Genomic DNA, 26670 nt, shown 5'->3' with positions numbered 1-26670 from the left:
CTTTAAAATTTAGAGCTATTTACCACATTATAGAAGAAATATTGCATAAAAAGCAAAACGTCCAACTTATAACAAGTTGGACGTTTTTATTGTGTATTTACGCTTTCGCGAAAGCGTGATTTATTTACTTAATATCAAAACGGTCTGCGTTCATGACTTTAGTAAATGCCTTGATAAAGTCGGCTACGAAACGTTGCTCTCCGTCATTTGCTCCATAAACCTCAGCAATTGCTCTAAGCTCTGTGTTTGATCCAAAAATTAAATCTGCACGAGATCCTGTAAACTTCATCTCTCCAGTGCGACGGTCACTTCCTGAGAATAATGTCTCATCAGAAGAAAGCTCCTTCCAAGTGTAAGTAAAGTCTAGTATGTTTGTAAAGAAGTCGTTTGATAACTGTCCAGGTCGATCTGTAAAGACACCTACTTTAGTATTATTATAGTTTGTACCTAACACACGTAAACCTCCTACAAGCACTGTCATTTCTGGAATAGAAAGTCCTAGTAATTGTGCACGATCAATAAGCATTGCTTCGGCAGCTGTTGCTTTTTGTGTATGACTCACATAGTTTCTAAAACCATCTGCTTTAGGCTCAAGATAACCAAAGCTATCTACATCTGTTTGTTCTTGTGACGCATCTGTACGTCCTGGCGTAAATGGAACAGTAACATCATGCCCAGCATCTTTTGCCGCCTTTTCTACTCCTACAGATCCTGCAAGAACGATAAGGTCTGCCATAGACACATCACCATCAAAATCACTTTGGATAGCACCTAATACATTAAGCACTTTGTATAACTGCTCCGGGTTGTTTACTTCCCATCTATTTTGCGGCGCTAGACGAATGCGAGCTCCATTTGCTCCACCACGCTTATCAGAATTTCTGAACGTAGAGGCAGATGCCCACGCTGTAGAAACCATCTCTGAAACTGTAAGTCCTGACGCTGCAATTTTTACTTTTAATGTAGCAACCTGGTCATCACTTAATGAATATCCATCGTTACTTGGTACTGGATCTTGCCATAATAACTCTTCACTAGGTACTTCTGGTCCTAAGTATCTCTCTACCGGTCCCATGTCACGGTGTGTTAACTTATACCATGCTCTTGCAAATGCATCTTCAAAAGCTTTGTGATCTTCGTGAAATCTCTGTGAGATTTTTAAATATTCTGGATCAACTTTTAACGCAATATCTGCTGTAGTCATCATAAGACGCTGTCTCTTTGATGCATCTCCAGCCATAGGTGCCATCTTAGCATTTGATGCTTCTGTAGGCGTCCATTGGTGTGCTCCTGCTGGGCTCTTAGTAAGCTCCCAATCATAGTTTAATAACACATCAAAATAATCTGCATCCCATTGTGTAGGGTTAGGTGTCCATGCTCCTTCTATACCAGAAGTAATGGTATCGTCAAGTACTCCTGTACCGTAGCTATTTTTCCACCCAGTACTCATTTCTTCTATAGCTGCTCCATGAGGTTCTGTACCTACAAACTTATCTGGATCTGCTGCACCGTGTGCTTTACCGAAAGTGTGACCTCCAGCTACTAATGCTACTGTCTCCTCATCATTCATCGCCATACGTCCAAAAGTCTCTCTCACATTTGCCGCAGAACCCATAGGATCTGGAACTCCGTTAGGCCCTTCTGGATTTACATATATCCACCCCATCATTACTGCTCCTAGTGGTGCTTCTAACTCTCCCTCTGCATAACGCTCATCATTTGCTCCCCACTCTGTCTCGCTTCCCCAGTAGATATCTTGTTCTGGCTCCCATACGTCCTCACGTCCTCCGGCATAACCAAAAGTTGGGAAGCCCATAGATTCTAATGCACAGTTACCTGCAAGCACCATTAAATCTGCCCAAGAAATTTTATTTCCATATTTTTTCTTAATAGGCCATAATAATAAACGAGCCTTATCAAGGTTACCATTATCTGGCCAACTGTTAAGTGGTGCAAAACGTTGTGTTCCGGAGCTTGCTCCTCCACGTCCATCACCTATACGGTAAGTACCTGCACTGTGCCATGCCAGACGAATCATGAAGCCTCCATAATGACCATAATCTGCAGGCCACCAGTCTTGTGAATCTGTCATTAAATCAAGTACATCTTGTTTAAGAGCACTAAAATCAAGACTATTAAATGCCGCAGCATAGTCAAAGTCACCTCCTAATGGATCTGATTTTGTAGCATTTTGTCTAAGTATATTAAGACGAAGTTCGTTAGGCCACCAGTCGCGGTTAGTTGTACCGCCACCAGATGTATGTTTATGTGCTCCTCCCATAAAAGGGCACTTTGCCGCTTGAGAATCGTCGTTAAGATCAAATGTTTCTGTATTTTTCATTCCAATAGGTTTTACAAGGTTGATATGGTAAAAATATTAATTATCTATCTAGCTAACTATAGTTTATCATTAGAATAAATTAAAGTTTAATAGCCAAAAACTATGACGGCAATTTATATTAAACATTACACGAGTTTTAAATAAAATGTTACCAACTTATTAATAGTGCATTAAGTTACGTATTGTATTTATAATTCTATACAAGTATGCATTATGTATCCTTTAATTAAAGGTACCTTTGCGCGCATTTTAAAATGAATATGCAATGAAAATAGATCTTAAAGAAATACTTACTGCCGCAATGGTACTTTTTGCTGTAATAGATATTATAGGGAGTATTCCTATCATATTAAAACTGCGAAAAAAGGCTGGACATATACAGAGTGAGAAGGCTGCCTTAGTAGCACTTATTGTAATGATCCTATTTGTATTTGTAGGGGAAAGCATACTAGGTCTCATAGGTGTTAATGTATATGAATTTGCAGTAGCAGGTTCTTTTATTCTTTTCTTTATAGCTCTAGAAATGATTCTAGGTGTTAGTATTTTTAAAGATGATGATGGTATTAGTGCAAAGACTGTATCTGTATTCCCACTCGCCTTTCCATTAGTAGCTGGGCCAGGTACTCTTACTTCGCTTCTTGCACTACGTGCAGAATATGATCTTAGCAATATTATAATTGCTATCATACTCAATATCTTACTAGTCTATATTGTATTAAAAACTTCTAAACATATAGAACGCTTTTTAGGAAAGAACGGTATTGCTGTAATACATAAAGTTTTTGGTGTAATTTTGTTAGCAATTGCTGTGAAGCTTTTTACCGCAAACATTCAAGAACTATTTAAGTAAATCTATGAAGTTTATAATCCCTATTGGAATCTTACTGGCCCTAGGCCTTCTTATTTACAATGTAACATTGCTTGACTTCTCTAATCTTCTTGAAGGAGAGAGCAGCATTGCTTTAATAGGAGTTATTGCTTGTGCGTGTGCAATATTGCTATTGCTTATTTTACGTACCTCTCGCAAGATTGCAGAGAAACATAAATAGTATATACTTACATTAAGTATATGATGTAAGGGTTATATATCTCGTAAATAATCCCAACAATTAATGTGAGTATTGCTAGTGCTGTAAAAGCAATGTGCAACTTTTGATACCATAAATTACGACGCAACTTCCAGATGAGTTTCTCATCTTTAAGATCTTCTATTTGGGCAAGAATAATAGGTGGCTTCAGATAAAAAGGACTAACAGATATACCGTGACGTATAAGTAGTGCAGCACTATTATCTAGCAATCTAAAGATGATTGCGATAATATATACATATATAGCTACTACCATTAACATAGGTTATTCTTTTTCAAGGGTAAGTTCTATTACTTTTTGAATAACAGCGTCTTCTTTATTTACCATCATCTCAAAAGCATTGTTATCAAAAAGTTGTCTAGCCATTGTAGCTTTGAGGTATTTCTTATACAAGTCTTTATATTTACTTGCTTTCAAATTAATCTGCCTAAACTGTGCGAAAGATATAAAATCTTCTACTACTTGATCTGATATAACAACCTCTTCTTGAAATTGCTCCATACTCAAGCTGTTGTAGTATGTTCTATCCTTTTCTAGTTGCTCAAAGATAAATAAGCGCATATAACCAGAACGCAATACATAATTGAGATGCTCTACCTCATAATCTGTATTTTTAGGAACAAAGATGTCTGGTATGATTCCTCCTCCACCATATACAATTTTACCCTTAGGAGTTCTAAATTTAAGAGAGTCTGCCACTTTAATACTATCTACACTACGCAGCTCGCCGTTTTCATACCTATTAAGATAATCTTCAAAATAATCTTTATCTCCTAACTCATAAGGCTTCTGTATAGAACGCCCAGTAGGAGTGTAATAACGTGCGATAGTTAATCTCACAGCACTGCCGTCACCTAAATCCATTTCTCTCTGCACAAGCCCTTTACCAAAGGATCTACGTCCTACTATTACTCCTTTGTCATTGTCTTGCAATGCTCCCGCAACAATCTCACTAGCACTTGCAGAGTTTTCGTTTATAAGTATAAACACTTCTCCATCTTCAAAAATACCGCCATCATCAGTATAGCTATTTGATATATTTCCTGTCTTATTTTTTGTAAAGAGTATAAGTTTATCTTCTTCTAAAAACTCATTTACCACACCCTCTGCGCTAGAGATATAACCTCCTGGGTTATCCCTTAAATCTAGTGCAATTTTAGTTGCTCCTTTGTTTTTGAGATCCATGAGTGCTTTTTTGAACTCTTCATGAGTAGACTCTGCAAAACGGTTAATCTTAATGTATCCAAGATTATTAGTAAGCATATAACTGCCTACCACACTAAAAATAGGCACATGATCACGTTTAAAATTAAACGTCAAAAGGTCTTTAACTCCAGGTCTTTTTATTTTGATTTCAATAGGTGTTCTTGCTTTACCCTTTAAAATACTAGATAGAGAGTCATCTGTAATTTCTTTGGTAGATAAATTGATGCCATCTGCATAAACAATGCGATCTCCACCTTTGATTCCAGCACGAGCACTAGGCCCTCCTTTAATAGCTTGTATTACCGCAAGCGAATCATTATAAGGATAAAAACTCACTCCTATACCTACAAAATCGCCTTTCATATTCTCCTCCATAGCACTATACTCGTCTGGTGGTATGTAAGTAGAATGTGGGTCTAGATTGTCTAAAATACCATTTACAGTAACGTCTACAATACTATCTGTATTAATGACATCTACATATTCATAATCTATGTAATCGATAAGCTTATTGAGTTTATCCTTTTTTGCATTAGAAGTAAACAACGCGGTATCATTATACCCAAAATCTAAAAGGCTTCCTAGCAAAATGCCTAAAGCAATGCCCAAACCAAAGAGCAGGGGGATATATTTGCGTTGTATTTTCATTTATGAATCAATATCTTGAAGATGTACTATCTCAACGCCTGCTTTTTCTAAAAATTTCACACCCGTTAGATCTTTATAAGCATTATGATATACTACGCGTTTAATACCTGCTTGATGTACTAATTTACTACAATCCTTGCAAGGACTTAACGTGATGTACAATGTAGCTCCATGACAAGATTGTGTGGAACTGGCAACCTTTAAAATTGCGTTTGCCTCTGCATGCAATACATACCACTTCGTATTATTTTCGTCGTCTTCACAAATATTTTCAAAACCGGTAGGTGTACCATTATATCCGTCAGAGATAATCATCTTATCTTTTACAATGATTGCTCCCACTTGTTTACGGTTGCAGTACGACAGTTTTCCCCACTCTCGAGCCATTCTCAAGTAAGCGATGTCATATTTATGTTGTTTTGAAGCCATTAATTGTTGTGATGTGTGTATGGGTACGCTTTCGCGAAAGCGTAAAAAAAATATAATATATAACTTATTTACACACTTCTAAAAGCATGCAAAACAATTATTAAAAATTAATGCTAGAAAGTGCAGTTTTAAACACTGGAATAGCAACTCCAATCACTATGGATGAAATAACCATTACCCAATCCCTAAGTGAAAATCTAAAGATTGCTTGACCCACAAAACTTATAATAAGCACTACAAATACAATAATCAATTGTGCTGCTTCAATACCTAAAGTATATTCTATTAATGGTAGCAGCTTACTTTCTGAGCTTGCTGTCATCATTTTAAAATATGTAGAAAAACCTAACCCATGTATTAATCCAAAAAATAGCGCTGCAAAAAGGTGAATACCTATCTTCTGATTGCGATTCTTTTTTCCAGCTGTAAAAATATTATAAAGAGCAGTAATTAAAATTGTTATAGGTATAAGAACCTCTACTAATGATGAATTTACTCTAACAACTCCGTAAGCCGATAGTGCTAGTGATAAGGTATGACCAAGCGTGAAAATTGTTACTAATGTCAATAATTTCTTCCAGTTAGAAAACAAGTACGGCACTGTGAGTACTACTAAAAAGAGTATATGGTCATAGGCGTTCCAATCTAGTACGTGGAAAAGGCCTTCTTTAAAATAAAATATGAATGAATCCATCTAAAAAAATTAGGGGTTTTTATCAAATGTACAAATTAAAAATCTTGATTAAATAGCTATCTTTGATGCTTAATTTAAATTAAGAAATATGTCTTTTTCAGATTTATATGATAGCGGGTTCCGCAAGAGAAATGAAGATCACTTTGCATCTATTGTGAGAGTGGCAATGGATGATGGTGTAATTTCAGACAAGGAAAAAGCCTTTTTAGACAGGCTTGCTCGTAACCTTTCTATATCTGCAGAGGATTATGAAGTTATTTTAGGAGATTATATGTCACACCCTATTAACCCTCCTACTACTTATGACAGAAGATTAGAGCGTTTATACGATCTTACTCGTATGATTCACATTGATCATGATTTTGAGGAAGAAGAGCCTCTTTTAGTAAGACTTGCTATAGGTTTAGGATTTTCTACAAGCAATGCATCTTATGTAGCACATAAAGCACTTACCCTAGTGAGAGAGGGTACTGATATTGATACTTTTCAAGACGAAATAAAAAATATGAGCCGCTAGATTGTAGCTTTTATTATAAAACAAAAAGGGGAAGATCTTCATGAGATCTTCCCCTTTTTAATTGTTTTCTAAGAAGATTTTACTCTTCCTCTTCTTCTAATGAAAGTACTTCTTTACTTTTTCTTTTATAGCGCGTTAAGAGTCTCTCTATTGTTTCAAAAAGAAGCTCTGCATCTATAGGCTTTGTTAAGTAAGCATTCATACCTGCCTCCTTTGCTGCATCTTGCTCTTCTTGAGCTGTTCTAGCAGTAAGTGCTATAATAGGCAGTTTACTTATTTTACTATTAGAATGACTACGTATTTGTACTGCAGTATCAAGTCCATCCATTATAGGCATCGTAAGATCAAGTATCACTAAATCATAAGTGTTTCTATCTAAAAATTCTAGAACACGCTCACCATCTTTTGCAATATCTATACTATAAGCACCATGATCTACAAATAGACGAAGCATTAACAACTGATTTACCTCGACATCTTCTCCTAATAAAATACGTGGCTTTTTACCAGCAGCTTTTTTATTCTTTGTCTTCTTAGCCTTTTCTTTCTTCTCTCGTTTCTGGTTATGAGAAACTCCCATATATACTGTAAAACTAAATGTAGATCCTTTGCCTTCCACACTACTTACCTCGAGATCACTCTCTAACAAGTGTGTAAGTTGTTTTACGATACTAAGTCCTAATCCAGAACCTCCAAAGAGGCCTCTTTTTTCTAGCTGTGTAAAGCTGTCAAAAATACTATCTATCTTCTCCTTAGGTATTCCTATTCCAGTATCTGTCACTTCAAAAGTAACAGGAATTCTTCTGGCATTTTGAGAATCTGTTTTTACACAGAATTTTATATTTCCTTGATGCGTGTACTTTAATGCATTCTCTAATAAGTTTACAAGGATTTGATTGATTCTAAGATGATCACCCACTAAGAAACGTGGAATCTTTGAGCCCATCTCAAACTCAAAAGAAAGTCTTTTCTCATCTGCTCTAAGTTGATAGGTTTTACCTAAAACTTCTATAAATTCTTTAAAGTCAAAACGTCTCTTCTTAATTTCTAGTTTGCCTGCCTCAATCTTAGATATATCCATCAAATCATCTAGAATAGTTACTAGGTTTTTAGATGAATCTTTTACAATATTAAGAATGTCTAATTGCTCTCTTGTGATATCTGTATTTTCTAATACAGAAAGAAAGCCTACAATACTATTGAGTGGAGTACGGATTTCATGACTTACGTTTGCAAGAAACTTATTCTTAAAACTGCGCTGTATTTCTAACTCTTGATTAAGTTCTTGTGTGATATTAAAACCTATAATAGACTCATTACGCACCTGCTTAATCTGGTGTACGGTTTTATAGTGATCTGTGAGATCATTTAAAATTACGACTAACGTATCGTCATCTCTTAAAATGGTCTTTATATCTAAAAAATAAAGTTTTCCAAGCACCTCTACTTGAACACAAAAGAAAGTATGTTCTTTTTTTGTCTCCTCAAAGACATTCATCAGTGAGTAGAAAAATGGATGAAACTCTGTTATATCAGAGTTTTTGCTAATAGAAAATAGGTTTTGATCTGAGTCTTCTACCTTAAGTCCTCTATTGACAATAAGTAATTGTGTGGTTTTATTAAAAAAATCCTGTCTAAGGTTATCAAGCATTTTTAAGCAATTGGGCTGCTACATCATTAAACAGCTGTTCAACATTTTCTCCGGTCTTTGCACTGGAAAGATAGCTATGTTGAACATCTTGCGCCTTAAGAGCTGCCATGATTTCATCCTTGTCGACTAAGTCTACTTTATTTCCGATAATGTGCACAGGCACTTGGGGATACTTATCTTTTAAGTGACTTAAGTTATATTTTAAATCACCATATGTTACTGCTCTAGAGGCATCAAATACATAAATAAAGCTTGAAGCTCCCATTAAGTATGATGGTCTATATTTTGTAAAATCATCTGTTCCTTCAACATCCCATACTATAAGCGTTACCTTATCAGAGTTGATAGTTACTTCTTTCTTCATTATATGCACACCAATAGTCACTACATAGTTATCTGAGAAATTATTCTCAACAAACCTGCGAAGCAGTGAAGACTTACCAACACCAAAATGTCCTAGTAATACTATTTTTTTAGATACGCTCATCTGTAAAATACTCTTTTAATTTTTTTGTAAATTTTTGATTGTCACTTAAATCATCTTTGTTTATCACAAACTGAGCAAAGTCAAGTAACACATCATCAAGTTTATTTTTATATTCATCATCATAAATACCGCTCAAAATTACGGCAATATAATATTCTGAGAAGTTTTGTAAGTGAATAGTGTAGAGTTGATAATCTATCCTCTCTAATTCCATCTCACCTCTCTCAAAAGCGTCTTCTGCAAAGCTTTTTATCGCCGTAAGCATACCCGCCATCATATCCTTGTCCATCGTTTTGGTTTTTGAAAAGCTTGCTTTAAGCAATCCAGAACCTTTTTCGATTACAAGTATTTGTTCAATATACGCTTTATATTCTTCTTTAAGCAGTGCCGCTGCAGTAGGTCTTTCCTTACCCTTAGACTTAAACATACTTCTAAATGAAAATGCCTTATCTATTTTCTCACTTATAGAGTCGTTAAGCTTTTTTATTTCTGCTTGGACATACTTTTTGATCATTTTACCCATAATAGGGTATAATGCTTCTACCACAGCATCCTGAGAATTTTTAATTTCAGACTTTAAAGTTTGGGTAATTGTGGGCCCTAGAGTTTCGGGCATTTCTTTTACAAAGCTCAACAAACGTTCATCTAGAATGGGGCCTACTCTATCTGATAGATGTTGTTGTCTCTCTTCTAGATTTTTAATTTTTCTGTATATATCATTCTCAGGCTTTTTCTCATCTGTGAGTAAAAGCTCTTTTAAAATTTCAAGACGTTCATCAGTTGTCATTAAAAATTTTCAGAGATTGATCTAAGCTTTTATATTCTCACCAAGACGTATGAGCATATCACCTAAGCTATCACGGCTTACCTTTCTATTATCAAGGTCTTGAGTTTTATCATCAAGTGCTTGTTCAAGATCAGAAATACGAATATTTACATCTGTACTTAGATTATCTATAGCCGTCATGATCTCTTTACGAGCATCATCTACATAAGAGAGCATTTCTTCACGCTTTTGCGTGATATCTGCCTTTAGAGTGTCAAATTCGTGATTATATTCTTGAATATTTTCACCGAAAATGAGGTTCTTGATAGCCTCAATTTTAGAATTTGCAACATCAGGTAGTTGCTCATTCTGTGTAGGGTCTTTTTTAGCCATAATGGTAGTAGCCTTGATATTTGTTTAATCAAATATAAAAAAAATCCCCCGCCTTATGAGTTTTAATCCTTCTTAACTCAACAATTAAGACTCCTTCATAAAACTTTCGGCTTTTTCGACCATTAATCTGCTTCCACAAAAGAAAGGAACTCGCTCATGCAGCTCTGTAGGCTGAAGGTCTAAAATAGCTTCAAAACCATCACTTGCCTTACCTCCTGCTTGCTCTGCTATAAAGGCCATAGGGTTGCATTCATACAGTAAACGCAGTTTACCATTTGCTGCTTTTGAGCTTTTTGGATACATATAAATCCCTCCTTTTATCATATTTCTATGAATATCAGAAACTAATGATCCTATGTATCTAGATGTATAAGGACGGTCATCCTTTTCTTCTTGACAGTATTTTATATACCTCTTAACTCCGTCTGGAAAGTGTACATAGTTCCCTTCATTTACAGAATAAATACTTCCTGTTTCTGGAAACTGCATATTAGGATGAGAAAGATAAAAAGTTCCAATTGCTGGATTAAGAGTAAATCCGTTTACACCATGACCTGTAGTATATACAATCATGGTAGAAGTTCCATAAATGATATATCCTGCTGCTACCTGCTCTCTACCTTTTTGTAAAAAGTCTTCCATTGTTACAGGAGTTCCTTCAGGGGTCACACGTCTGTAAATTGAAAAAATTGTACCTACAGAAACATTCACATCAATATTAGAAGAGCCATCTAGAGGATCCATAAGTAATACATACTTATTATTGTTATCCCCATTTTGACCTTGTATTGAAATAAAATCATCATTTTCCTCACTTGCTATTCCACAAAGAATATTACGATTAGTAAGGGTACGTATAAAGGTGTCATTTGCCATTACATCCAGCTTTTGCTGGTCTTCACCTTGGATGTTTGTCTCTCCCACAGCACCCACTATATCTACAAGGCCAGCCTTGTTTACTTCGTGGTTTACTACTTTGGCCGCAAGGCGGATAGAGTTGATCAAGCGAGAAAGCTCTCCAGAAGAATACTGGAACTCAGCTTGATTTTCAATAATAAACTCTCCTAATGTTTGGTTTTTTCTTGACACGATACGTGTTTTTTGATTTAGCGCAAAAGTAGCTTTAATCTTAAATTACTACAACGTTTTCGTTTAAGAATAGTTAATGTAATTATTTACCTTAGCGTCGCTTAGACAAAAACAACCCTAATTATGAACATCTCTATTCAAAAAGCAACACCAGAAGATATGCCAGCTGTACTGGGTCTCATAAACGAACTAGCAGTTTATGAAAAAGAGCCAGAAGCAGTAAAGATTACAGAAAAAACACTCTTAGAAAACGGTTTTGGTGAGCACCCTCTTTTTACTTGTTTTGTAGCCAAAACAGCAACCGAAGTTGTAGGTATGGCATTATGCTACTTTCGCTTTTCTACTTGGGATGGCAAATCATTACACCTAGAAGATCTAGTGGTAAAGGAATCTTTACGTGGCAAAGGAGTAGGGCAACAGCTCTATGATCAGGTTATGATTTTTGGAGCAGAGAGCGGTGTAAAACGTGTAGAATGGGTTGTGCTAGACTGGAACACTAGCGCCATTGAATTCTACAAAAAAAGTAATGCAAAGTTTTTAAAAGATTGGCATCTTGTACAAATGGATGAGCAACGTCTTCAAGATTATATTAAAAAAATTAATGCTTAATAATTTTTGGCTCTGTTGTGAGGTATACGCTTTCGCGAAAGCGTAACAAAACCCGCACAACAATACATCACCATTTGTTTATTAATAAGCGCTCATTTAAAACGAGCGACTAACTTAGAAAAGTAAGATTACCAATATGCAGGTATTTAAATTTGGAGGAGCATCTGTAAAAGATGCAGATGGCGTAAAGAATGTAGCAACTGTGCTGAAAACCATAGGGGCTGGCGAAAAGCTTGTTATAGTCTCTGCAATGGGAAAAACGACTAATGCCATGGAGGCAATTGTTACAGCTTACTTTGATGATAAAAGCAATCTTCCAGAACATATAGAACGCACGGTAGCTTATCACAGGGAGATTATTAATAATCTTTTTGAAAAAGATGATGAAGTTTTAGAAAAAATAAAAGAACTTTTTGCAGAACTCAAAGGCTTTCTTGCCTGGAACAAATCGCCAAAATATGATTTTGTTTATGATCAAATTGTGTGCTACGGCGAGCTTATATCTACTACCATCATAAGTGCATACCTCAACAAGCAAGGTCTTACAAACACCTGGCTAGATGCGCGACGTCTTATAAAAACAGACAGCAGTTACCGCGATGGACGCGTAGACTGGAAGGCAACGCAAGCAGCGATAAAAGAGCATGTAGACCCAAAAGGACTTACCATTACTCAAGGATTTATAGCATCAGACAGTAATAACTTTACAACTACATTAGGCAGAGAAGGATCTGATTATACGGGTGGCATATTTGCATACTGCCTCGATGCAGAAAATCTGACTATCTGGAAGGATGTTCCTGGTGTTTTAAATGGTGATCCTCGAGTTTTTAATAAGACCGTTTTATTACATGAAATCCCATACGAAGAAGCGATTGAACTTGCATTTTATGGAGCTTCTGTTATTCATCCTAAAACATTACAACCCCTACAGCGTAAGGAAATACCGCTTTATGTAAAATCCTTCCTCAACCCTACGGCTGCTGGCACCATGGTAAGTAGTGTGCCTACATTAGCACCTATGGTGCCGTGTTATATTGTCAAGAAAAACCAAGTGCTCATATCACTATCTTCTCTAGATTTCTCCTTTATGGTAGAAGATAATATTGCAGAGGTTTTTCAGTTGCTTTCTACTTACAAGCTTAAAGTTGACCTTATACAGAACTCTGCGATAAGCTTTTCTGTATGTGTAGATAACAAATTTAATGGCTTAGAAAAACTTACAAATCAGCTTAAAGGAAAATTTAAAGTAAACGTTACCACAGGCGTTTCACTTTATACAATAAGACATTTTGCACAAGAAGCACTTGATAAATTTCAAGAGGATAAATCAGTGCTTCTCAAGCAAGTTGCTCAAAACACAGTGCAACTTGTGACACAAAACTAGAAGTATGCGGTCTCTAGGTTAATAAAATGTAACTATAGCAAACCCTATTTGTTATATTTGCCTACTTAAAATAACCACAAAAATAATGGGTCTAGTCACCGCCAAAGAAGTTGCACGAGCTATAAATGTCGATAAATTTGGCTTTATAGGCACCTTTGCTGGGTGGTCATTAATGAAGATTCTTAAAATTTCTTCTCTCAATAAAGTTTACGACCGTAATAAACATTTAGGAGATCTTGAGTTCCTTAATGCATTGCTTGATGAATTTAATATCAAGTTTGAAATCCCAGAAGAAGATTTAAAAAGACTACCTAAGGATGGTGCTTATGTAACAATATCAAATCACCCACTAGGTGGTATTGATGGCATATTACTGCTCAAGTTAATGCTTGAGCAACGGCCAGATTTTAAAATCATCGCAAACTTTTTACTACACCGCATTGAGCCACTTAAGCCTTATGTAATGCCAGTAAATCCTTTCGAAAACAAGAAGGATATAAAGTCAAGTATCGCTGGTTTTAAAAGTGCGATATCTCACCTTAGAGACGGTCATCCCCTTGGTATCTTCCCTGCAGGAGAAGTCTCAACGTATAAAGATGATAAGCTCATTATAGACAAGCCTTGGGAAGAAGCAGCTATGAAGCTGGTTAAAAAGGCAGAAGTTCCTATTGTACCCATTTATTTTCACGCAAAAAACAGTAGGCTCTTTTATCAACTATCACGCTTAAGTGATACACTCAGAACAGCTAAGTTACCTAGCGAACTACTCACTCAAAAAAACCGAGTAATAAAGGTGCGTATAGGAAACCCTATAAAGGTAACCGCTCAAAAGGAACATGAGTCACTTGAAGACTTTACAGAGTTTTTACGTAAGAAAACGTACATGCTGGCAAATTCCTTTGAGAAAAAGAATATTTTAAAAGACATTCCTCAAAAATTAAAACCGCCAAAGGAACCTAAAAAGATTGTTACAGAAATGAGTAGCGACCTTATAGAAGACGAGATTTTACGCTTGCGCGAAAATGATCGTCGCCTGCTCACTAGTAAAAACTATGAAGTATATCTAGCTCCTGCTCAAGAGATGCCTAGCATTTTGAGAGAAATAGGAAGACTTAGAGAAATCACGTTTAGAGCCATAGGAGAAGGAACAAATGAGGCTATTGATCTAGACAAATTTGACAGATATTATTACCACATGTTCTTATGGGATAATGAAGCAAATGCACTTGCAGGAGCTTATAGAATGGGGCTAGGATCAAAGATTTATAAGGAGCACGGTATAGATGGGTTTTATCTCCAAGATCTTTTCCGTTTTGAGCCAGAGCTTCATAAGATGATGAGTGAGAGTATTGAAATGGGTCGTGCCTTTATCATAAAAGAGTATCAACAGAAACCTATGCCGCTTTTTCTTTTATGGAAAGGTATTGTACATACTACATTGCGCTTTCCAGAGCATAAATACCTCATAGGTGGAGTAAGTATTTCGAATCAATTTTCAAACTTCTCAAAGTCGATGATGGTTGAATTTATGAAATCCCATTATTACGACCCTTATATCGCACAATATATACGTCCTAAAAAGGAATGGAAAGTAAAGCTCAAAGATGCCGATAAGGAGTTTGTTTTTGACGAAAGTAAAGCAGATCTAAATAAGTTTGATAAACTCATTGAAGAAATAGAACCAGGATCACTACGACTCCCTGTTCTCATTAAAAAATACATAAAGCAAAATGCAAAAGTTATTGCATTTAATGTAGATCCCCTATTTAATAATGCAATAGATGGTCTTATGTATATACGCATCGCAGATCTACCAGAGAGCACCGTAAAACCTGTTATGGAAGAGTTTCAAGAAGAGCTTGAAAAAAAATATAATCAACGTAATACAGAAGAGGAATAAAAAAATTTTACTCCCCTCTCTATATAAATCTTATACTATCTGTATTCTGGATTTTCAAAATTCCAGCGAGTACCATCATCCCAGTCACCTCGTGAATTTCCATAAGCTGGATATCCACCTTGTGCTTTAAGCATACTTGCAAGATGCAAGAGGTTGTATGTCATGAAGGTCGTATTACGATTTGTAAAGTCATTATTTTTTGCTCCACTTTCTTCATCGTTATAACTAGCGCCAGGACCAGCCTCGCCTATCCATCCGCAATCTGCTTGTGGAGGGATGCTATAACCTATATGTTGCAAAGAGTAAAGGGTACTCATTGCTACGTGCTTGATACCGTCTTCATTCCCCGTGATAATACAACCTCCTACTTTGCCGTAAAAATAATACTGACCTTTGTCATTACGATTACCACTTTCCCCGTATAACCGCTCTATGAGCTTTGTTGCTACAGATGACTTCTCACCTAACCAGATTGGAGTTCCTATCACAAGGATATCTGCCTCTTCTATTTTTTTAAAAATTTCTGGCCATTCATCGGTCTCTTCTCCATGCGCTGTCATGTCATGATACACGCCATAGGCAACATCATGATTTACAAATCTCAAATATTCTACAGTAACACCCTCTGCTCGCATAATATCTATAGAGACATCCATGAGTGCCTTAGTATGACTCATGTGAGGTGTTTTTTTAAGCGTGCAATTTATATACAGCGCTTTTAGGTTTGAGAAATCAGGTTTTTCTTTCATATCAACGATCTGACGTTTAAACTCTTAAAAACTTACATTTTTACGACCTGATTTGTACTTAAACCAATTTTATCCAGCTCTTAGCTTATTTTAATAGGAATTACGCTTTCGCGAAAGCGCACTGAATCAACCTTCCATCTGCGACATCAAATCGTTGAGCTTATCTTGAGTAATGGGCTTAACAATGAAGTTTTTTACGTTACTATAGGACTTGGCTTTTTCCTTATCTCTAGGGTCTATGGAACTTGTGACAATAAAGATGGTAATTTTCTTAATCACCTTTATTGTAATAATACCGTCTAAAAATTGCCACCCATCAAGAATAGGCATATTTATGTCTAACAGTATTACATCTGGAATTGCAGACGCTACAGTACCTCTCAATACCGGAGCAAGGTGATTGAGCGCTTGCTCTCCATCATGAAAAATTAAAAACCCCTTACAGAAGTTACTCATTTTCATTAGTCGTTGTGCGCCAAAAACAAAGATTGGGTCATCATCTATTATGCAGGCTATGTCTATTTGCTTCATCGTTTTAAATAAATTTTAAAAGTAGATCCTTCACCTACCGTACTTTCAACTTTTACACATCCTCCCAATGCTTCAATCTGGTTTTTTACAATATATAAGCCTAGACCTCTTGAACTTTCATTTCTATGGAAGGTCTTATAAAGACCAAAGATTTTATTACCATGCAAATCTAAATCTATACCGCGACCATTATCTGTAAAGTGAATAATTGTATAATCTGCATCTTGTGTAGCAGTAATTACAACCCTTAAAGACTCATTCTCGCGTCTATAGGTAATAGTATTTGATAAAATATTTAAGAAAATACTTCTCAAATATTCTGGTATAGCCATAACGTTGAGCTCTGCAGATATATCCACTGTCACGGTGCCACCCACCTCGTGAAATAATGTATGAAGACTTGTAAGTGTTTTATCTATAAATTCGATTACATTAATCTCAACAAAATCTTCTGCAGTTACATTATCAAAAGATGACACTTCGCTCAAATTCTCAATAGTTTCTTCTAGATTTCCAAATGCGCTCATTAACATTTGAAACACAGAAGATTCTTCTAATCTCGGAATATCCTGCTTTAAAAATGTCAATAACATATCCAAGTTACTAGTATGTGACCTCAAATTATGTGAGACAATGTGTTTAAAATTTAATAATTTCTCATTTTGTCCTTCTGTCTTACTTAAGAGATCTTCTATTCTCTCATTTGCATTTTTAAGAGATGTTATATCTGTAATCTGGCATATGTAATAACCTGGCTCTGACATCTCAGATTTTACTAATGACACTGATAGTACTGTCCATACAGTTTTACCTGTTTTATGTACAAAACGTCTCTCTGCTTGATAGTTTTCTATATCTCCCGACAGTAATTTCTCTTTGAGAATAACATTAATATCGATATCTCCAGGGTAATTTAAATCACGGAGCCTTAATCTATTAATTTCATCTAATGTGTATCCAAATATTTTAGAAATCTGTGGGTTAATCTGGATCCACTCTCCCTCCAAGGAAATTAAGGCAACACCGTTGGGAGCATTTATAAATGTTTTTCTAAATTTCTGTTCTTTCTGTTTAAGCTCTAGTTGTGCTTTTTTTTGAGAATCAATATCTTGAAAAATACCATAAATTTTCGTGCACGCCCCGTTTTCAACTACTGGAACTCCTACAGATCGAACCCACTTTTCTTTACCAGATGCGGTAACAATTATATAGTGGCCATCAAACTTTTGTGCATGATTAATAGCATTTTCAAAGTCTCTCTGTACCTTATCACGATAGAAACCTTTCTTATAAAATTTTACAGCTTGCTCAACTGTAGGCGCATAATCACCAGAGACTTCGTGTAACTTTTTTGTACCTGCACTCCAGTACACTTTTTCTCCACCCACATTAAACTCCCACATACCAATAGATGCCGCTTCTTGTAATAACAAAGATGCGTTCTCATCAAATGATGGAAACAACGAAGCAGGGGAAGTAAAAATTTTCATCTATAGGTTTGCCATAATATTCTGATAAACAGAACTATTATCTACTTTAGTTAACTAAAATAGGTAATTTAATTTTAATTTGCGTAGAATAGCTAACCCTTATTCCTTTTGTAACATGTTGTATCTCAGTAATTATTTTAAATAGTAGACTAATTACCTCCCTTTTAAAGAAATCCAGTTGCAACTTCTCTAATAACATTAAGTAAGCGCTCTGTATGCTTTGTTGTCGTAAAAGGATTCATAAATGTGGTTCTTAAATAGAATTCTCCACGTAAAGAGGTTCCCACAATATAAAACTCTCCATCTTCCAGTAGTGCTTTTCGTATGTTCTGGTTAATACGATTGATATCACCAGCCCCAGCTATATATCTAAAACAAACAATATTTGAAACAGGATCAAGTGCTATCTCAAAATCCTCCTGCTCAGTAACTAAAGCTCCGAAATCTCTTCCCGCATCATAGAGTGTTGTAACAAAGTCATCGAAAAATGCCAATCCATATGCATTTATAATAGCATAAAAACGCAAGCTCATCATACTTTTTGTACACTCAAAAGTCCTTTTGGCTAAGTTAAACCAGTCTGCATCTTCGTTCTTTTCCCAGAGATATTGTGCTTTTTGCTCAAACGTAGCGTAGCTAGCCGTACTTTCCTTAAAAATAACCGCCGTTGCCAGCGCACTTGTACCCAACATTTTATGACCGTCTATAATTATAGAATCGGCTTTATCTGCTCCATTTAATAGATGTTTGTATTTAGGAGAAAAAATAGCTGCTCCACCATGGGCTGCGTCTATGTGGAACCATATTTTTTTTGCTTTCGCGAAAGCGTGAATCGCTTCTAGATCATCGTAAACCCCAGTACTTGTGCTAGGAGCACTCCCCACAATAGCAATCACCTCATAACCTTTTGCTACAGCCGAATCATAGTAAGTATCTAACAGTTCTGTGCGCATCTTGTAGGTATCATCTGCAGGCACTTTTATAATGCCTTCACTCCCAAGGCCCATAATTCTAGCGGCCCGATCTACGCAATAATGCGCCTCCTCAGATACCATAATAGCAAGTTTACTACTATGTCCTTCATTCCAAACATCACCTTCTGCCATGACTCTGCGAGCAGCGAGTAATGCTGTAAGGTTTGCGAGCGTTCCCCCAGAAGTTAGAAAACCGTCACCATGATCAAAGCCAATAACTTTTGCAAACTGCTCGATAATCAATCGCTCCAGTGCAGTAGATGCTGCTCCCATCTCATATACTGCCATCCCATTATTAAGTTGCGCGCTCAATAGTGTGGCTAAAGCAGATACAGGCACCGTAGGTGCCACCTGATGACCTATATATTTAGGGTGGTGCGTGTGTATTGACCTCGCGATAACAGTCTTAAAAAAGTCTGAGGTTGTGTGATTAGATGAAATATACTCTTTCCAAAATTGATACTCATCTTCTGGTGTTGTCCACGTGATGACTTTCTCTGATTTTCCCGAGGTAGTGTCAGACAGGTATTGAGATATCTGATTTACTAGATCTGTTCCTTCTTCTTTGAAAAGTGAACTATCGTATGCTTTTTTTAATAAGGATGTACTCATGACTTCTCAGACATTTTTGATTTAGTATGCTCAAAGAAATCGTAAAAAAGTCCTTGCAATTGCTCCCATTTGCGAGCATCTATACTGTAATATTGGGCCTTGCCTTTAAATTGGCTTTTTAAAACTCCTGCTCTTTTAATTACTTGTAGGTGTTGAGAGGTGGTGGGCTGCGATAGTCTTATTTTCTCTGAGATATCTTGACATAGGCAACCATCGCAATCACCTATGTATTCTATGATAGCCACACGTGCCGGATTAGAGAGGATCTTTGCCAGATCTGCAATCTGATTTGCCCTCATAGAATGTATATGCCTCTTTGTAACTCCCATAATGTTGCGTTGTTTATACCCTAAAGATAGATATAAATTGCAATATCGCTATATTACGATAAAATATTTAACAAAAAAGTCCAGACTAGCTGAGCTTTCTTTATAATTCTAGAACCAAGGTTTCTTATTTACCACATATGTAATATGAAAATCTTCGTCAGATTTAGTGAGATATATAATACCCTCTATAAAACCCACAATTCCCGCAGCACCACATGTTACAATAGTTGCTCCAAGCTGAATAAGACCTTCTTTAGTATAACCCAACATAAATTTATGGATTCCTAAATATCCGAATATAATTCCCATTATACCAATTAATACTTTGTTGCTTCCTCCAGTGTTCACCTTATTCCACTCTTCTTTTGCACTATTGCCAAATTCATTGGCAGCATCTTTTGCTTCGTTTGCAAAATTACTTGCAGCTTTTTTTGCATCGTCTGCCATGTTTTTTGCATCATTACCTGGCTTATCACCCGGTATTTTTTCGTCTTCTAAACTCATCTGGTTGGTTGTTGGTTAATTAGCGCTAAAACTACAAAAAAGATTGAGATACTTCTACGCTATTCTTCCTTTAAAAACTCACTATCAATAGGTTCCCACAATTCGATTTTGTTATCTTCTGGGTCAAGTATCCACCCAAATTTCCCATAGCTATATTCTTCTACCTCACCTACAATTGTTACACCTTCTTCTTTGAGGACGGCCAATAACGCAATCAAATTGTCAACCCTAAAATTAAACATGAACTGTTTCTTACTAGGAGAAAAATAGGTCGTATCATCATTCATGGGACTCCACTGTGTAGAGCACTTCTTTCCGTTCTCATCTCTCCACCAAAATGTCCAGCCGTATTGATCTGTGGGAATGCCTAAGTGATTTTTATACCACTCCTTTTGTGCATCCGGATCTTCACTTTTAAAAAACATTCCTCCTATTCCAGTGACTCTTTTCATAATGCTATATATTTAAGTGACTTACTCTTTCTTGAGAATAAATGCTGCAATAAGACTAACTACAAAACCAAGTATAAACGTCATTACAAACATCATAAGTCCAGCAATAAATGACATCTCTGTACCGCTATATTGACTATACATTTCTCTTTGAGCCTCAAGCTGAGAGATTGCTACTGGGTTTTTTGACGCTACAGCAAGTTCCATTGCGTAATCATTATACTCCATAAAAAAAGATGGATTTACAAATAAGGTATAAACAATGTCTGCTAGCGCTACTCCTAACCCTCCTAGAGCTGCAATAATAATTCCTGTTTTTAAAGCTTTCCCGAAAGATATTTTTCCAGCATACACCGTATCGCGCTGGTAAGCAACACCAAAATACACCATCGCAGCTGTCATACCCATAACTCCCCATCCTACGAGCTCTTGTGTTCCATAATCGAGACTCTTACCTAAATACAGTGCTAGTGAAAAACCAAGCAAGCCTATGAAAAAGGCAATCATTCCAAATTTCTTTATTACTAAACTCATAGTATTATATGTATAATTAATAGATTGTATCTAAGAGAATCGTTTCAATATCTTATCTACAATCGTTTGAGATAATTTGATTTTACTTGCTACTGTCCAGCCGGCGATGTGCGGAGTAAGCAACACATTATCTTGCTTAATAAGATATTCCAATGGTGCTGGCAGATTTGAACTTCCGTCTGTGGTAAATAAATTCTCAAAAGAAAGCTTTTCATACTCTAGCACATCAAGTCCGGCACCAAGTATCTTTTTACTTTTTAAGGCTTCCATGAGATCTGCAGTGACTACAGATTTTCCTCTAGCGGTATTTATCAGATAAAATGGTTTTGCAAATGCATTTATAAAAGTGGCATCTACCATTTTATCCGTTTGCGGAGTCCAAGGAGTGTGCAAACTCACAACATCTACTTGCTCTTGAAATTCTTGTAATGATACTTGGCGTGCACCCTCGTCTCCCACGTTTTCTGTAATATCATAACAGAGCACCTCACAATCAAAACCCTGAAGTTTCTTTGCAAAAGCCTTTCCCATATTACCGTAACCTATAATTCCCACAGTTTTTCCTTCTAGCTCAACACCTCTGTTTGCTTCACGGTTCCAGTTACCTGCTTTTACCTCTGCATCTGCACGATTTAAATTATTAAAGAGACTTAATAACATACCTAGCGCTTGCTCTCCTACAGCATTTCGATTACCCTCTGGCGCACTTATGAGATAAATCCCCTTACTCTCTGCATAAGGAATATCAATACTTTCCAGTCCCGCACCCACACGAGCAATAAATTTGAGATTGGGCGCTGCGTCGATAAACGTTTTATCAATATTAAAGCGGCTTCTTATCACAATGCCATCATATGAAGCAATGATAGCTTCTGTCTCCTTTTTTGTTATTGTGTAATTCTCCACATTCTCATGACCCGCAGCCGTGAGCTGCTCCATAAGAAGTGGGTGGTTATTATCTAAGTGTAATATCTTCATTGATTATTTTTCTTTTTTCCTCACAGGAATCCAGCCTAGAAAAAGACCTAATCCTATTGCCATCATTATTCCAGACACAAAACCTATACCTCCAGTTACATCATCAAAAGCAAACATAAATACTCCAGCAATTGCCATAATAACAATACCTGCTATCTTTTTATTATTCATAATATTTTTAAATTTTAGGGTAGCTGGTTTGTGTTTTTTCATGACTTACTTCACCTGTATGCGCAGTACTTGTTTTCTCAAAAAGTAGTAGGTGTACTTCCTCTCCATCTTTGGTTGTAGGACAGTGCTCTACACCTTTAGGTACGACAATGATTTCGCCTTGATTTACAATTTCAGACCACACATTTTCTGGATTTCCGCTTTCGCGAAAGCGCATTTCTAACACTCCTTTTTGCACATAAAACAATTCGTCTTCATCCTTATGACTGTGCCATACAAAGGATCCAGAAATCTTAGCAAGCAAGACTTGCATATCATCTACCGTGGCAATCTGGTGTGGATGCCATTGCTTATCAAATTTGGAGTACTTTTTTTTTATGTTGATGGGTTTCATAAAACGACTTCTTTAAGATAAAGATAAGGATTTATAAAACTGTCTCTGTGTAGATAACCAATAATGAACTATGTATTAAAATAGCTCAAGCACCTCCTTAGGCACACGCATAGGTCTGCCTTCTGGCATTTTTAGCAAACACCAGTTTGTTATTGCGCTTACGAGAATCTTATCTTCTCCTTTACGACGTATTTCTGTGTGACGGACAGATGTTGCGGCAGTAAAATTTTTCACGAAAGTGGTGACCACAATCTCATCACCCTCAAAGGCTTCTGCTTTATATTTGATATGGTGATCCATCACGACCCACGCCATTTTATGAATCCCTAAGCGTTCTTCGTCTGGGTCTTCATCCTTAAAATAAGCAGCCGTTGCGGCATTCCAATGTTTTGATGCAGCTATTTGCACCCAATCTAAGTATACTACATTATTCACGTGACCTAATACATCTATAGCAGATGCTGGGACGGTGAGGTGATATGAAAACGATTGTTTTTTCAAATACCTAATACCATTTTTGCAATCCAGAAATAAATTAATATCCCGAAAATATCATTACTCGTAGTAATAAATGGTCCAGTCGCGATCGCTGGATCAATCCCTCTTTTATGAAGAAAAAGTGGTATAAAAGTACCTATAATTCCTGCCATGATAATTACTACAAAAAGAGATGCAGAGATTGCAATCGCTGCTCTCACATCACCATACCACAATGCAGTAAAGGCAAACAAAGCAAGTCCTAATAGGAGTCCGTTAAGTGCTGCTAGCAGCATTTCCTTTACAAGACGGTTACCTATGCTTCCCTTTACATCATCATTAGCTAGACCCTGAACGATAATCGCACTAGACTGTACTCCTACATTTCCAGCCATCGCTGCAATAAGCGGTGTATAGAAAAAGAGCAGTGCATAGCTCTCTAATATATCTTCAAATCCTCCCATGATAGTCGCAGCTCCTACTCCACCTACTAAGCCTAAAAACAGCCATGGCAATCTTGCTCGTGTGAGTGTAAGTATACTATCATCTGCCTCAACATCTTGAGAGATACCTGCAGCCATCTGGTAATCTTTTTCTGCTTCTTCTTTTATAAAATCTACAATATCATCAATGGTAATACGTCCCATTAAGATGTTCTTATCATTCACCACCGGTATCGCTTCTAGATCATACTTCTGCATGAGCTTAGCTACATCTTCTGCACTGTCATTAATATTTACAGAGTCAACCTTAGGAATATATATTTCGGCAATTTTTGTTTTTGTATCAGAGGTAAGCAAATCCTTGAGAGATAGACGACCTATAAGCTCGTCTCTTTTTGTAACTACATAAATGGAGTGTACTCTCGTAACTTCTTCTGCCTGACGGCGCATCTCACTTACACAACCACCTACAGTCCAAGAATCCTTTACTCTTATGAGCTCTTTTGCCATTAATCCACCAGCACTATTCTCATCATATTGCAGCATCTCTCGTATGTCTGCCTTATGCTCCTCATCTTCTATTTGATTAATAACGGCAAGCTGCACATCATCATCAAGCTCTGCAATCATGTCAACCGCATCATCGGTATCCATTTCATCAACCTCGTCTGCTATTTCTGCTGGAGTAAGATTGCCTAGTAATTTTTCGCGCACATCCTCATCAAGCTCCATAAGAGCTTCTGAGGTTTGCTCACTATCTAGTAAAAGAACTAGGTAAGCAGCTTCATCTGCATCTACCTCATCTAATACTTCGGCTATATCTGCATGGTGAAGCTCAGAGAGCAACTCTTTAAGTGCGGTCTCATTTTGAACAGCTACATATGCTTGTATTTGATCGATAAGATCGCTAGTGAGTTCAAATTGCATAGGGTAATTTTTGGTAGTTGGGCAAATATAGGAAAAGCGCTTACGGAGATAGAATAGTTACCTCATAGAATTTATGAAGTAGCAATATCTTCTGTAATTGCTGCCGTAAGTGCTATAAATTCTTGTACAGATATTTGTTCTGGTCTTCTTGTTAAGATTTCTCGCTCTCTAAACTCATCACTTAATCCCATTCCTTTCAGACTATTTCGTAAGGTCTTCCTGCGCTGCTGGAAAGCCATTTTTACAACCTTGAATAGCATCTCTTGTGCACAACCTATATCTTGGTATCCTTCTTTTCGCTTTAAGCGTAAAACACCACTATCCACTTTTGGTGGCGGTATAAATACGGTAGGAGGTACTGTAAAAAGGTATTCTGCATCATAAAAAGCTTGTACTAGCACAGACATAATTCCATAGGTCTTACTACCATGATCTGCACAAATACGGGCGGCCACTTCTTTCTGAAACATTCCCGTAAACTCTGGTATGCGCTCCTTATGTTCTATGGTCTTAAATACGATTTGCGTAGAGATATTGTAAGGAAAGTTACCTGTTATAGCTAGCTGCTCTCCTGGATATATTGTATCGAGATCATATCGTAAAAAATCTGCTTCAAGAACCGTAAAATGTTCATCATTGAGCTTATGCTCTAGTGTAAAAGCACTCTGTAAATAAGCTATAGATTCTCTATCGAGATCCATCACACTAAGGTGCGTAGGCTTTTCAAGAAGATACTTTGTAAGTACTCCCGTACCAGGACCTATCTCTAGCACATGACTATATCCCACATAAGTAAGGGTGTCTGCTATATCTTTTGCAACAGATTCATCTCCTAAGAAATGCTGTCCTAAGTGCTTCTTTGCCTTAATGCCTTGATCGTGCGTATCACGATGTGCATGTGGCTTTTCAAACTTACGTTTTGAGCTATGCTTCGCCATTAGTGCTGACTGATTATTTCTAGTTCTGTTCTAAAAGCAACAAACTTACCAGCAAACTTATTACTCGCAAGTCTTAGTCTATCTGCATCTTGCTCGTAGTAAGCATCTAGATGTTGCTGGCTAGGGCAACCATATTGAACAGAGTATGTCACTCCGCCCATTTCTTCCTCCGTGCGCACTCTAGTCATTAATGCTTTTACAAATTTACCTGTAGCAATCACTTCTGGAATATGCACTTGCTGCATCCAGGCTAGCCATTCTTTTTCTACAGATTCTTCTATGTTTATGGTAACGTTATATATAAGCATTAGTTCTTTTTATATTTTTCTAAAAATTCTTGAATTACATTATCAAGATCCTCTTGTTTTTTAATTCGTTCTCTTAAAGCGTATCCATATGACGCTAGGATATTCTTAAATTTCTGAGTCTCATAAGGAGCTGTATTTTCCAGTGTATCCGAAGTCATATTTGAATAATCTATCAGATAAGGATAATAATATTCTGTCATTGTACTCCGACTCTGTTCATCTACTCCCTCTGCCCAGCCATAATATTCATAAATACCTATAATATCATTTTGAAGTACTGGATCTTCTATAAACCTAACGTCGCCAGTAGCCATAAGTGTATTGTAAGCATTCTTTTTAATATAAAGATAATCTGCCGCAAGTAACTTAAAACTTAGCCAGTACTCACGTTCAAGGCGTTGTTTATCATTTACAACTACAGCTAGAGTGTCTACTAGCGCTAGCATAGCATTAGAAGACTTTAAACTCCTCTTTACGTTATTCTGATTGTAAACAGTTTCATCGATTATATTTTCAATGTGTTTATCTACAAGTTCACCCTCTTTCCTTTCTTGAGAACACGTATTGAGCTGAAAAGCAAGCAAAATACCAATAACAACCACAATAAATTCCAGAAAATGATTGAGCCAGTCTATTTTTTTCTTTTCTGCCAT

General features: G+C 36.6%; 32 protein-coding genes. 6 read left to right on the top strand and 26 right to left on the bottom strand.

Going from position 1 to position 26670, the window contains the following annotated elements; translation table 11 throughout:
- Positions 1-124: 124 nt before the first annotated feature.
- Positions 125-2341, bottom strand: coding sequence for a catalase/peroxidase HPI (gene katG / locus DCS32_RS07210; protein ID WP_108877652.1), 2217 nt, complete (start codon positions 2339-2341; stop codon positions 125-127).
- Positions 2342-2606: 265 nt separating this feature from the next.
- Here katG and DCS32_RS07205 point away from each other — a divergent pair, with 265 nt between their 5' ends.
- Complete coding sequence (locus DCS32_RS07205; RefSeq protein ID WP_108877651.1) at positions 2607-3191, top strand: MarC family protein; 585 nt, start codon at positions 2607-2609, stop codon at positions 3189-3191.
- 4 nt (positions 3192-3195) lie between these two features.
- Positions 3196-3390: a hypothetical protein gene (locus DCS32_RS07200; protein ID WP_108877650.1), complete on the top strand. Its 195-nt coding sequence runs from the start codon at positions 3196-3198 to the stop codon at positions 3388-3390.
- Between the two features lie 7 nt (positions 3391-3397).
- On the opposite strand, the gene DCS32_RS07195 is transcribed toward DCS32_RS07200, so the two are convergent.
- From DCS32_RS07195 to DCS32_RS07180, 4 genes are all read right to left on the bottom strand, one after another.
- Entirely contained in the window at positions 3398-3685 is a 288-nt protein-coding gene (locus DCS32_RS07195) for a hypothetical protein (RefSeq protein ID WP_239057576.1), read from the bottom strand.
- Between the two features lie 9 nt (positions 3686-3694).
- Entirely contained in the window at positions 3695-5284 is a 1590-nt protein-coding gene (locus DCS32_RS07190; RefSeq protein WP_108877648.1) for a S41 family peptidase, read from the bottom strand.
- Positions 5285-5713 carry a deoxycytidylate deaminase gene (locus DCS32_RS07185; RefSeq protein WP_035334863.1) on the bottom strand — a complete coding sequence of 143 codons (429 nt, stop codon included), beginning with the start codon at positions 5711-5713 and terminating at the stop codon, positions 5285-5287.
- A 100-nt stretch (positions 5714-5813) separates the two neighbouring features.
- Complete coding sequence (locus DCS32_RS07180; RefSeq protein ID WP_108877647.1) at positions 5814-6407, bottom strand: HupE/UreJ family protein; 594 nt, start codon at positions 6405-6407, stop codon at positions 5814-5816.
- Between the two features lie 88 nt (positions 6408-6495).
- On the opposite strand from DCS32_RS07180, the gene DCS32_RS07175 reads away from it, so the two are divergent.
- Positions 6496-6924: a fructose 1,6-bisphosphatase gene (locus tag DCS32_RS07175; RefSeq protein ID WP_108877646.1), complete on the top strand. Its 429-nt coding sequence runs from the start codon at positions 6496-6498 to the stop codon at positions 6922-6924.
- Positions 6925-7003: 79 nt separating this feature from the next.
- Here DCS32_RS07175 and DCS32_RS07170 read toward each other — a convergent pair whose 3' ends face one another.
- From DCS32_RS07170 to fbp, 5 genes are all read right to left on the bottom strand, one after another.
- Positions 7004-8575, bottom strand: coding sequence for an ATP-binding protein (locus DCS32_RS07170; RefSeq protein ID WP_108877645.1), 1572 nt, complete (start codon positions 8573-8575; stop codon positions 7004-7006).
- On the bottom strand, positions 8568-9062 hold the full coding sequence (locus tag DCS32_RS07165; protein ID WP_108877644.1) for a Rab family GTPase: 495 nt from the start codon (positions 9060-9062) through the stop codon (positions 8568-8570). Before DCS32_RS07165 ends, DCS32_RS07170 begins: the two co-directional genes overlap by 8 nt.
- Positions 9049-9849 (bottom strand): cell envelope biogenesis protein OmpA, encoded by an 801-nt coding sequence (locus DCS32_RS07160; RefSeq protein WP_108877643.1) that lies wholly within the window; start codon positions 9847-9849, stop codon positions 9049-9051. The genes DCS32_RS07165 and DCS32_RS07160 overlap by 14 nt, the downstream gene beginning before the upstream one ends.
- Before the next feature lie 21 nt (positions 9850-9870).
- A complete protein-coding gene (locus tag DCS32_RS07155; RefSeq protein WP_013750461.1) occupies positions 9871-10221 on the bottom strand; it encodes a hypothetical protein in 351 nt (116 codons plus the stop codon).
- 84 nt (positions 10222-10305) lie between these two features.
- Positions 10306-11310: a class 1 fructose-bisphosphatase gene (gene fbp, locus DCS32_RS07150; protein WP_108877642.1), complete on the bottom strand. Its 1005-nt coding sequence runs from the start codon at positions 11308-11310 to the stop codon at positions 10306-10308.
- A gap of 123 nt (positions 11311-11433) precedes the next feature.
- Here fbp and DCS32_RS07145 point away from each other — a divergent pair, with 123 nt between their 5' ends.
- From DCS32_RS07145 to DCS32_RS07135, 3 genes are all read left to right on the top strand, one after another.
- The gene (locus tag DCS32_RS07145) at positions 11434-11919 is read left to right on the top strand and encodes a GNAT family N-acetyltransferase (RefSeq protein WP_108877641.1); all 486 of its coding nucleotides are present in this window, start codon (positions 11434-11436) and stop codon (positions 11917-11919) included.
- 136 nt (positions 11920-12055) lie between these two features.
- Positions 12056-13306: an aspartate kinase gene (locus DCS32_RS07140; RefSeq protein ID WP_108877640.1), complete on the top strand. Its 1251-nt coding sequence runs from the start codon at positions 12056-12058 to the stop codon at positions 13304-13306.
- 85 nt (positions 13307-13391) lie between these two features.
- A complete protein-coding gene (locus tag DCS32_RS07135; protein ID WP_108877639.1) occupies positions 13392-15206 on the top strand; it encodes a GNAT family N-acyltransferase in 1815 nt (604 codons plus the stop codon).
- A 35-nt stretch (positions 15207-15241) separates the two neighbouring features.
- On the opposite strand, the gene DCS32_RS07130 is transcribed toward DCS32_RS07135, so the two are convergent.
- The 16 genes from DCS32_RS07130 to DCS32_RS07060 form a co-directional block, all read right to left on the bottom strand.
- Entirely contained in the window at positions 15242-15955 is a 714-nt protein-coding gene (locus tag DCS32_RS07130; protein ID WP_108877638.1) for a flavodoxin family protein, read from the bottom strand.
- Between the two features lie 126 nt (positions 15956-16081).
- Positions 16082-16486: a response regulator gene (locus tag DCS32_RS07125; protein WP_108877637.1), complete on the bottom strand. Its 405-nt coding sequence runs from the start codon at positions 16484-16486 to the stop codon at positions 16082-16084.
- Positions 16483-17976, bottom strand: coding sequence for a sensor histidine kinase (locus DCS32_RS07120; RefSeq protein ID WP_108877636.1), 1494 nt, complete (start codon positions 17974-17976; stop codon positions 16483-16485). Before DCS32_RS07120 ends, DCS32_RS07125 begins: the two co-directional genes overlap by 4 nt.
- A 164-nt stretch (positions 17977-18140) precedes the next feature.
- Positions 18141-19562, bottom strand: a complete 1422-nt coding sequence (locus DCS32_RS07115; protein WP_108877635.1) for a pyridoxal phosphate-dependent decarboxylase family protein — start codon at positions 19560-19562, stop codon at positions 18141-18143.
- Positions 19559-19891: an ArsR/SmtB family transcription factor gene (locus DCS32_RS07110; RefSeq protein ID WP_108877634.1), complete on the bottom strand. Its 333-nt coding sequence runs from the start codon at positions 19889-19891 to the stop codon at positions 19559-19561. The genes DCS32_RS07115 and DCS32_RS07110 overlap by 4 nt, the downstream gene beginning before the upstream one ends.
- A 108-nt stretch (positions 19892-19999) precedes the next feature.
- Positions 20000-20395, bottom strand: a complete 396-nt coding sequence (locus DCS32_RS07105) for a TM2 domain-containing protein (RefSeq protein ID WP_108877633.1) — start codon at positions 20393-20395, stop codon at positions 20000-20002.
- Positions 20396-20454: 59 nt separating this feature from the next.
- Positions 20455-20850 (bottom strand): VOC family protein, encoded by a 396-nt coding sequence (locus DCS32_RS07100; protein WP_204161819.1) that lies wholly within the window; start codon positions 20848-20850, stop codon positions 20455-20457.
- Between the two features lie 18 nt (positions 20851-20868).
- Entirely contained in the window at positions 20869-21381 is a 513-nt protein-coding gene (locus tag DCS32_RS07095) for a DUF4199 domain-containing protein (RefSeq protein ID WP_108877631.1), read from the bottom strand.
- 30 nt (positions 21382-21411) lie between these two features.
- A complete protein-coding gene (locus DCS32_RS07090; protein WP_108877630.1) occupies positions 21412-22359 on the bottom strand; it encodes a 2-hydroxyacid dehydrogenase in 948 nt (315 codons plus the stop codon).
- 3 nt (positions 22360-22362) lie between these two features.
- Positions 22363-22530, bottom strand: coding sequence for a hypothetical protein (locus DCS32_RS16060; RefSeq protein ID WP_162533611.1), 168 nt, complete (start codon positions 22528-22530; stop codon positions 22363-22365).
- A 7-nt stretch (positions 22531-22537) separates the two neighbouring features.
- The gene (locus DCS32_RS07085; protein ID WP_108877629.1) at positions 22538-22924 is read right to left on the bottom strand and encodes a cupin domain-containing protein; all 387 of its coding nucleotides are present in this window, start codon (positions 22922-22924) and stop codon (positions 22538-22540) included.
- A 75-nt stretch (positions 22925-22999) separates the two neighbouring features.
- On the bottom strand, positions 23000-23425 hold the full coding sequence (locus DCS32_RS07080) for an acyl-CoA thioesterase (protein WP_108877628.1): 426 nt from the start codon (positions 23423-23425) through the stop codon (positions 23000-23002).
- Positions 23422-24771: a magnesium transporter gene (gene mgtE / locus DCS32_RS07075; RefSeq protein ID WP_108877627.1), complete on the bottom strand. Its 1350-nt coding sequence runs from the start codon at positions 24769-24771 to the stop codon at positions 23422-23424. Before mgtE ends, DCS32_RS07080 begins: the two co-directional genes overlap by 4 nt.
- Positions 24772-24842: 71 nt before the next feature.
- Positions 24843-25709, bottom strand: a complete 867-nt coding sequence (rsmA, locus tag DCS32_RS07070; protein WP_108877626.1) for a 16S rRNA (adenine(1518)-N(6)/adenine(1519)-N(6))-dimethyltransferase RsmA — start codon at positions 25707-25709, stop codon at positions 24843-24845.
- Positions 25709-26017, bottom strand: a complete 309-nt coding sequence (locus tag DCS32_RS07065; RefSeq protein ID WP_013750480.1) for a DUF4286 family protein — start codon at positions 26015-26017, stop codon at positions 25709-25711. Before DCS32_RS07065 ends, rsmA begins: the two co-directional genes overlap by 1 nt.
- The gene (locus tag DCS32_RS07060; protein ID WP_108877625.1) at positions 26017-26670 is read right to left on the bottom strand and encodes a hypothetical protein; all 654 of its coding nucleotides are present in this window, start codon (positions 26668-26670) and stop codon (positions 26017-26019) included. The genes DCS32_RS07065 and DCS32_RS07060 overlap by 1 nt, the downstream gene beginning before the upstream one ends.

This window comes from Dokdonia sp. Dokd-P16 (assembly GCF_003095655.1).
Taxonomy (GTDB): domain Bacteria; phylum Bacteroidota; class Bacteroidia; order Flavobacteriales; family Flavobacteriaceae; genus Dokdonia.
Note: the sequence above shows the minus strand (reverse complement) of the source record. Positions and strands in the feature narration are given on the sequence as shown.

Bases quoted from the DNA above. Each gene is read 5' to 3' on its own strand.
- DCS32_RS07120 (WP_108877636.1), bottom strand. From the start codon at position 17,976: ATGAAAATTTTTACTTCCCCTGCTTCGTTGTTTCCATCATTTGATGAG.
- DCS32_RS07085 (WP_108877629.1), bottom strand. From the start codon at position 22,924: ATGAAACCCATCAACATAAAAAAAAAGTACTCCAAATTTGATAAGCAA.
- DCS32_RS16060 (WP_162533611.1), bottom strand. From the start codon at position 22,530: ATGAATAATAAAAAGATAGCAGGTATTGTTATTATGGCAATTGCTGGA.
- DCS32_RS07090 (WP_108877630.1), bottom strand. From the start codon at position 22,359: ATGAAGATATTACACTTAGATAATAACCACCCACTTCTTATGGAGCAG.
- DCS32_RS07140 (WP_108877640.1), top strand. From the start codon at position 12,056: ATGCAGGTATTTAAATTTGGAGGAGCATCTGTAAAAGATGCAGATGGC.
- DCS32_RS07095 (WP_108877631.1), bottom strand. From the start codon at position 21,381: ATGAGTTTAGTAATAAAGAAATTTGGAATGATTGCCTTTTTCATAGGC.
- DCS32_RS07180 (WP_108877647.1), bottom strand. From the start codon at position 6,407: ATGGATTCATTCATATTTTATTTTAAAGAAGGCCTTTTCCACGTACTA.
- DCS32_RS07190 (WP_108877648.1), bottom strand. From the start codon at position 5,284: ATGAAAATACAACGCAAATATATCCCCCTGCTCTTTGGTTTGGGCATT.
- DCS32_RS07175 (WP_108877646.1), top strand. From the start codon at position 6,496: ATGTCTTTTTCAGATTTATATGATAGCGGGTTCCGCAAGAGAAATGAA.
- katG (WP_108877652.1), bottom strand. From the start codon at position 2,341: ATGAAAAATACAGAAACATTTGATCTTAACGACGATTCTCAAGCGGCA.
- DCS32_RS07170 (WP_108877645.1), bottom strand. From the start codon at position 8,575: ATGCTTGATAACCTTAGACAGGATTTTTTTAATAAAACCACACAATTA.
- DCS32_RS07200 (WP_108877650.1), top strand. From the start codon at position 3,196: ATGAAGTTTATAATCCCTATTGGAATCTTACTGGCCCTAGGCCTTCTT.
- DCS32_RS07135 (WP_108877639.1), top strand. From the start codon at position 13,392: ATGGGTCTAGTCACCGCCAAAGAAGTTGCACGAGCTATAAATGTCGAT.
- DCS32_RS07065 (WP_013750480.1), bottom strand. From the start codon at position 26,017: ATGCTTATATATAACGTTACCATAAACATAGAAGAATCTGTAGAAAAA.
- DCS32_RS07160 (WP_108877643.1), bottom strand. From the start codon at position 9,849: ATGACAACTGATGAACGTCTTGAAATTTTAAAAGAGCTTTTACTCACA.
- DCS32_RS07195 (WP_239057576.1), bottom strand. From the start codon at position 3,685: ATGGTAGTAGCTATATATGTATATATTATCGCAATCATCTTTAGATTG.
- rsmA (WP_108877626.1), bottom strand. From the start codon at position 25,709: ATGGCGAAGCATAGCTCAAAACGTAAGTTTGAAAAGCCACATGCACAT.
- DCS32_RS07205 (WP_108877651.1), top strand. From the start codon at position 2,607: ATGAAAATAGATCTTAAAGAAATACTTACTGCCGCAATGGTACTTTTT.
- DCS32_RS07105 (WP_108877633.1), bottom strand. From the start codon at position 20,395: ATGAGTTTAGAAGACGAAAAAATACCGGGTGATAAGCCAGGTAATGAT.
- DCS32_RS07060 (WP_108877625.1), bottom strand. From the start codon at position 26,670: ATGGCAGAAAAGAAAAAAATAGACTGGCTCAATCATTTTCTGGAATTT.
- DCS32_RS07185 (WP_035334863.1), bottom strand. From the start codon at position 5,713: ATGGCTTCAAAACAACATAAATATGACATCGCTTACTTGAGAATGGCT.
- DCS32_RS07145 (WP_108877641.1), top strand. From the start codon at position 11,434: ATGAACATCTCTATTCAAAAAGCAACACCAGAAGATATGCCAGCTGTA.
- DCS32_RS07155 (WP_013750461.1), bottom strand. From the start codon at position 10,221: ATGGCTAAAAAAGACCCTACACAGAATGAGCAACTACCTGATGTTGCA.
- DCS32_RS07125 (WP_108877637.1), bottom strand. From the start codon at position 16,486: ATGAAGCAAATAGACATAGCCTGCATAATAGATGATGACCCAATCTTT.
- DCS32_RS07165 (WP_108877644.1), bottom strand. From the start codon at position 9,062: ATGAGCGTATCTAAAAAAATAGTATTACTAGGACATTTTGGTGTTGGT.
- DCS32_RS07130 (WP_108877638.1), bottom strand. From the start codon at position 15,955: ATGAAAGAAAAACCTGATTTCTCAAACCTAAAAGCGCTGTATATAAAT.
- DCS32_RS07110 (WP_108877634.1), bottom strand. From the start codon at position 19,891: ATGGGAGTTACAAAGAGGCATATACATTCTATGAGGGCAAATCAGATT.
- mgtE (WP_108877627.1), bottom strand. From the start codon at position 24,771: ATGCAATTTGAACTCACTAGCGATCTTATCGATCAAATACAAGCATAT.
- DCS32_RS07115 (WP_108877635.1), bottom strand. From the start codon at position 19,562: ATGAGTACATCCTTATTAAAAAAAGCATACGATAGTTCACTTTTCAAA.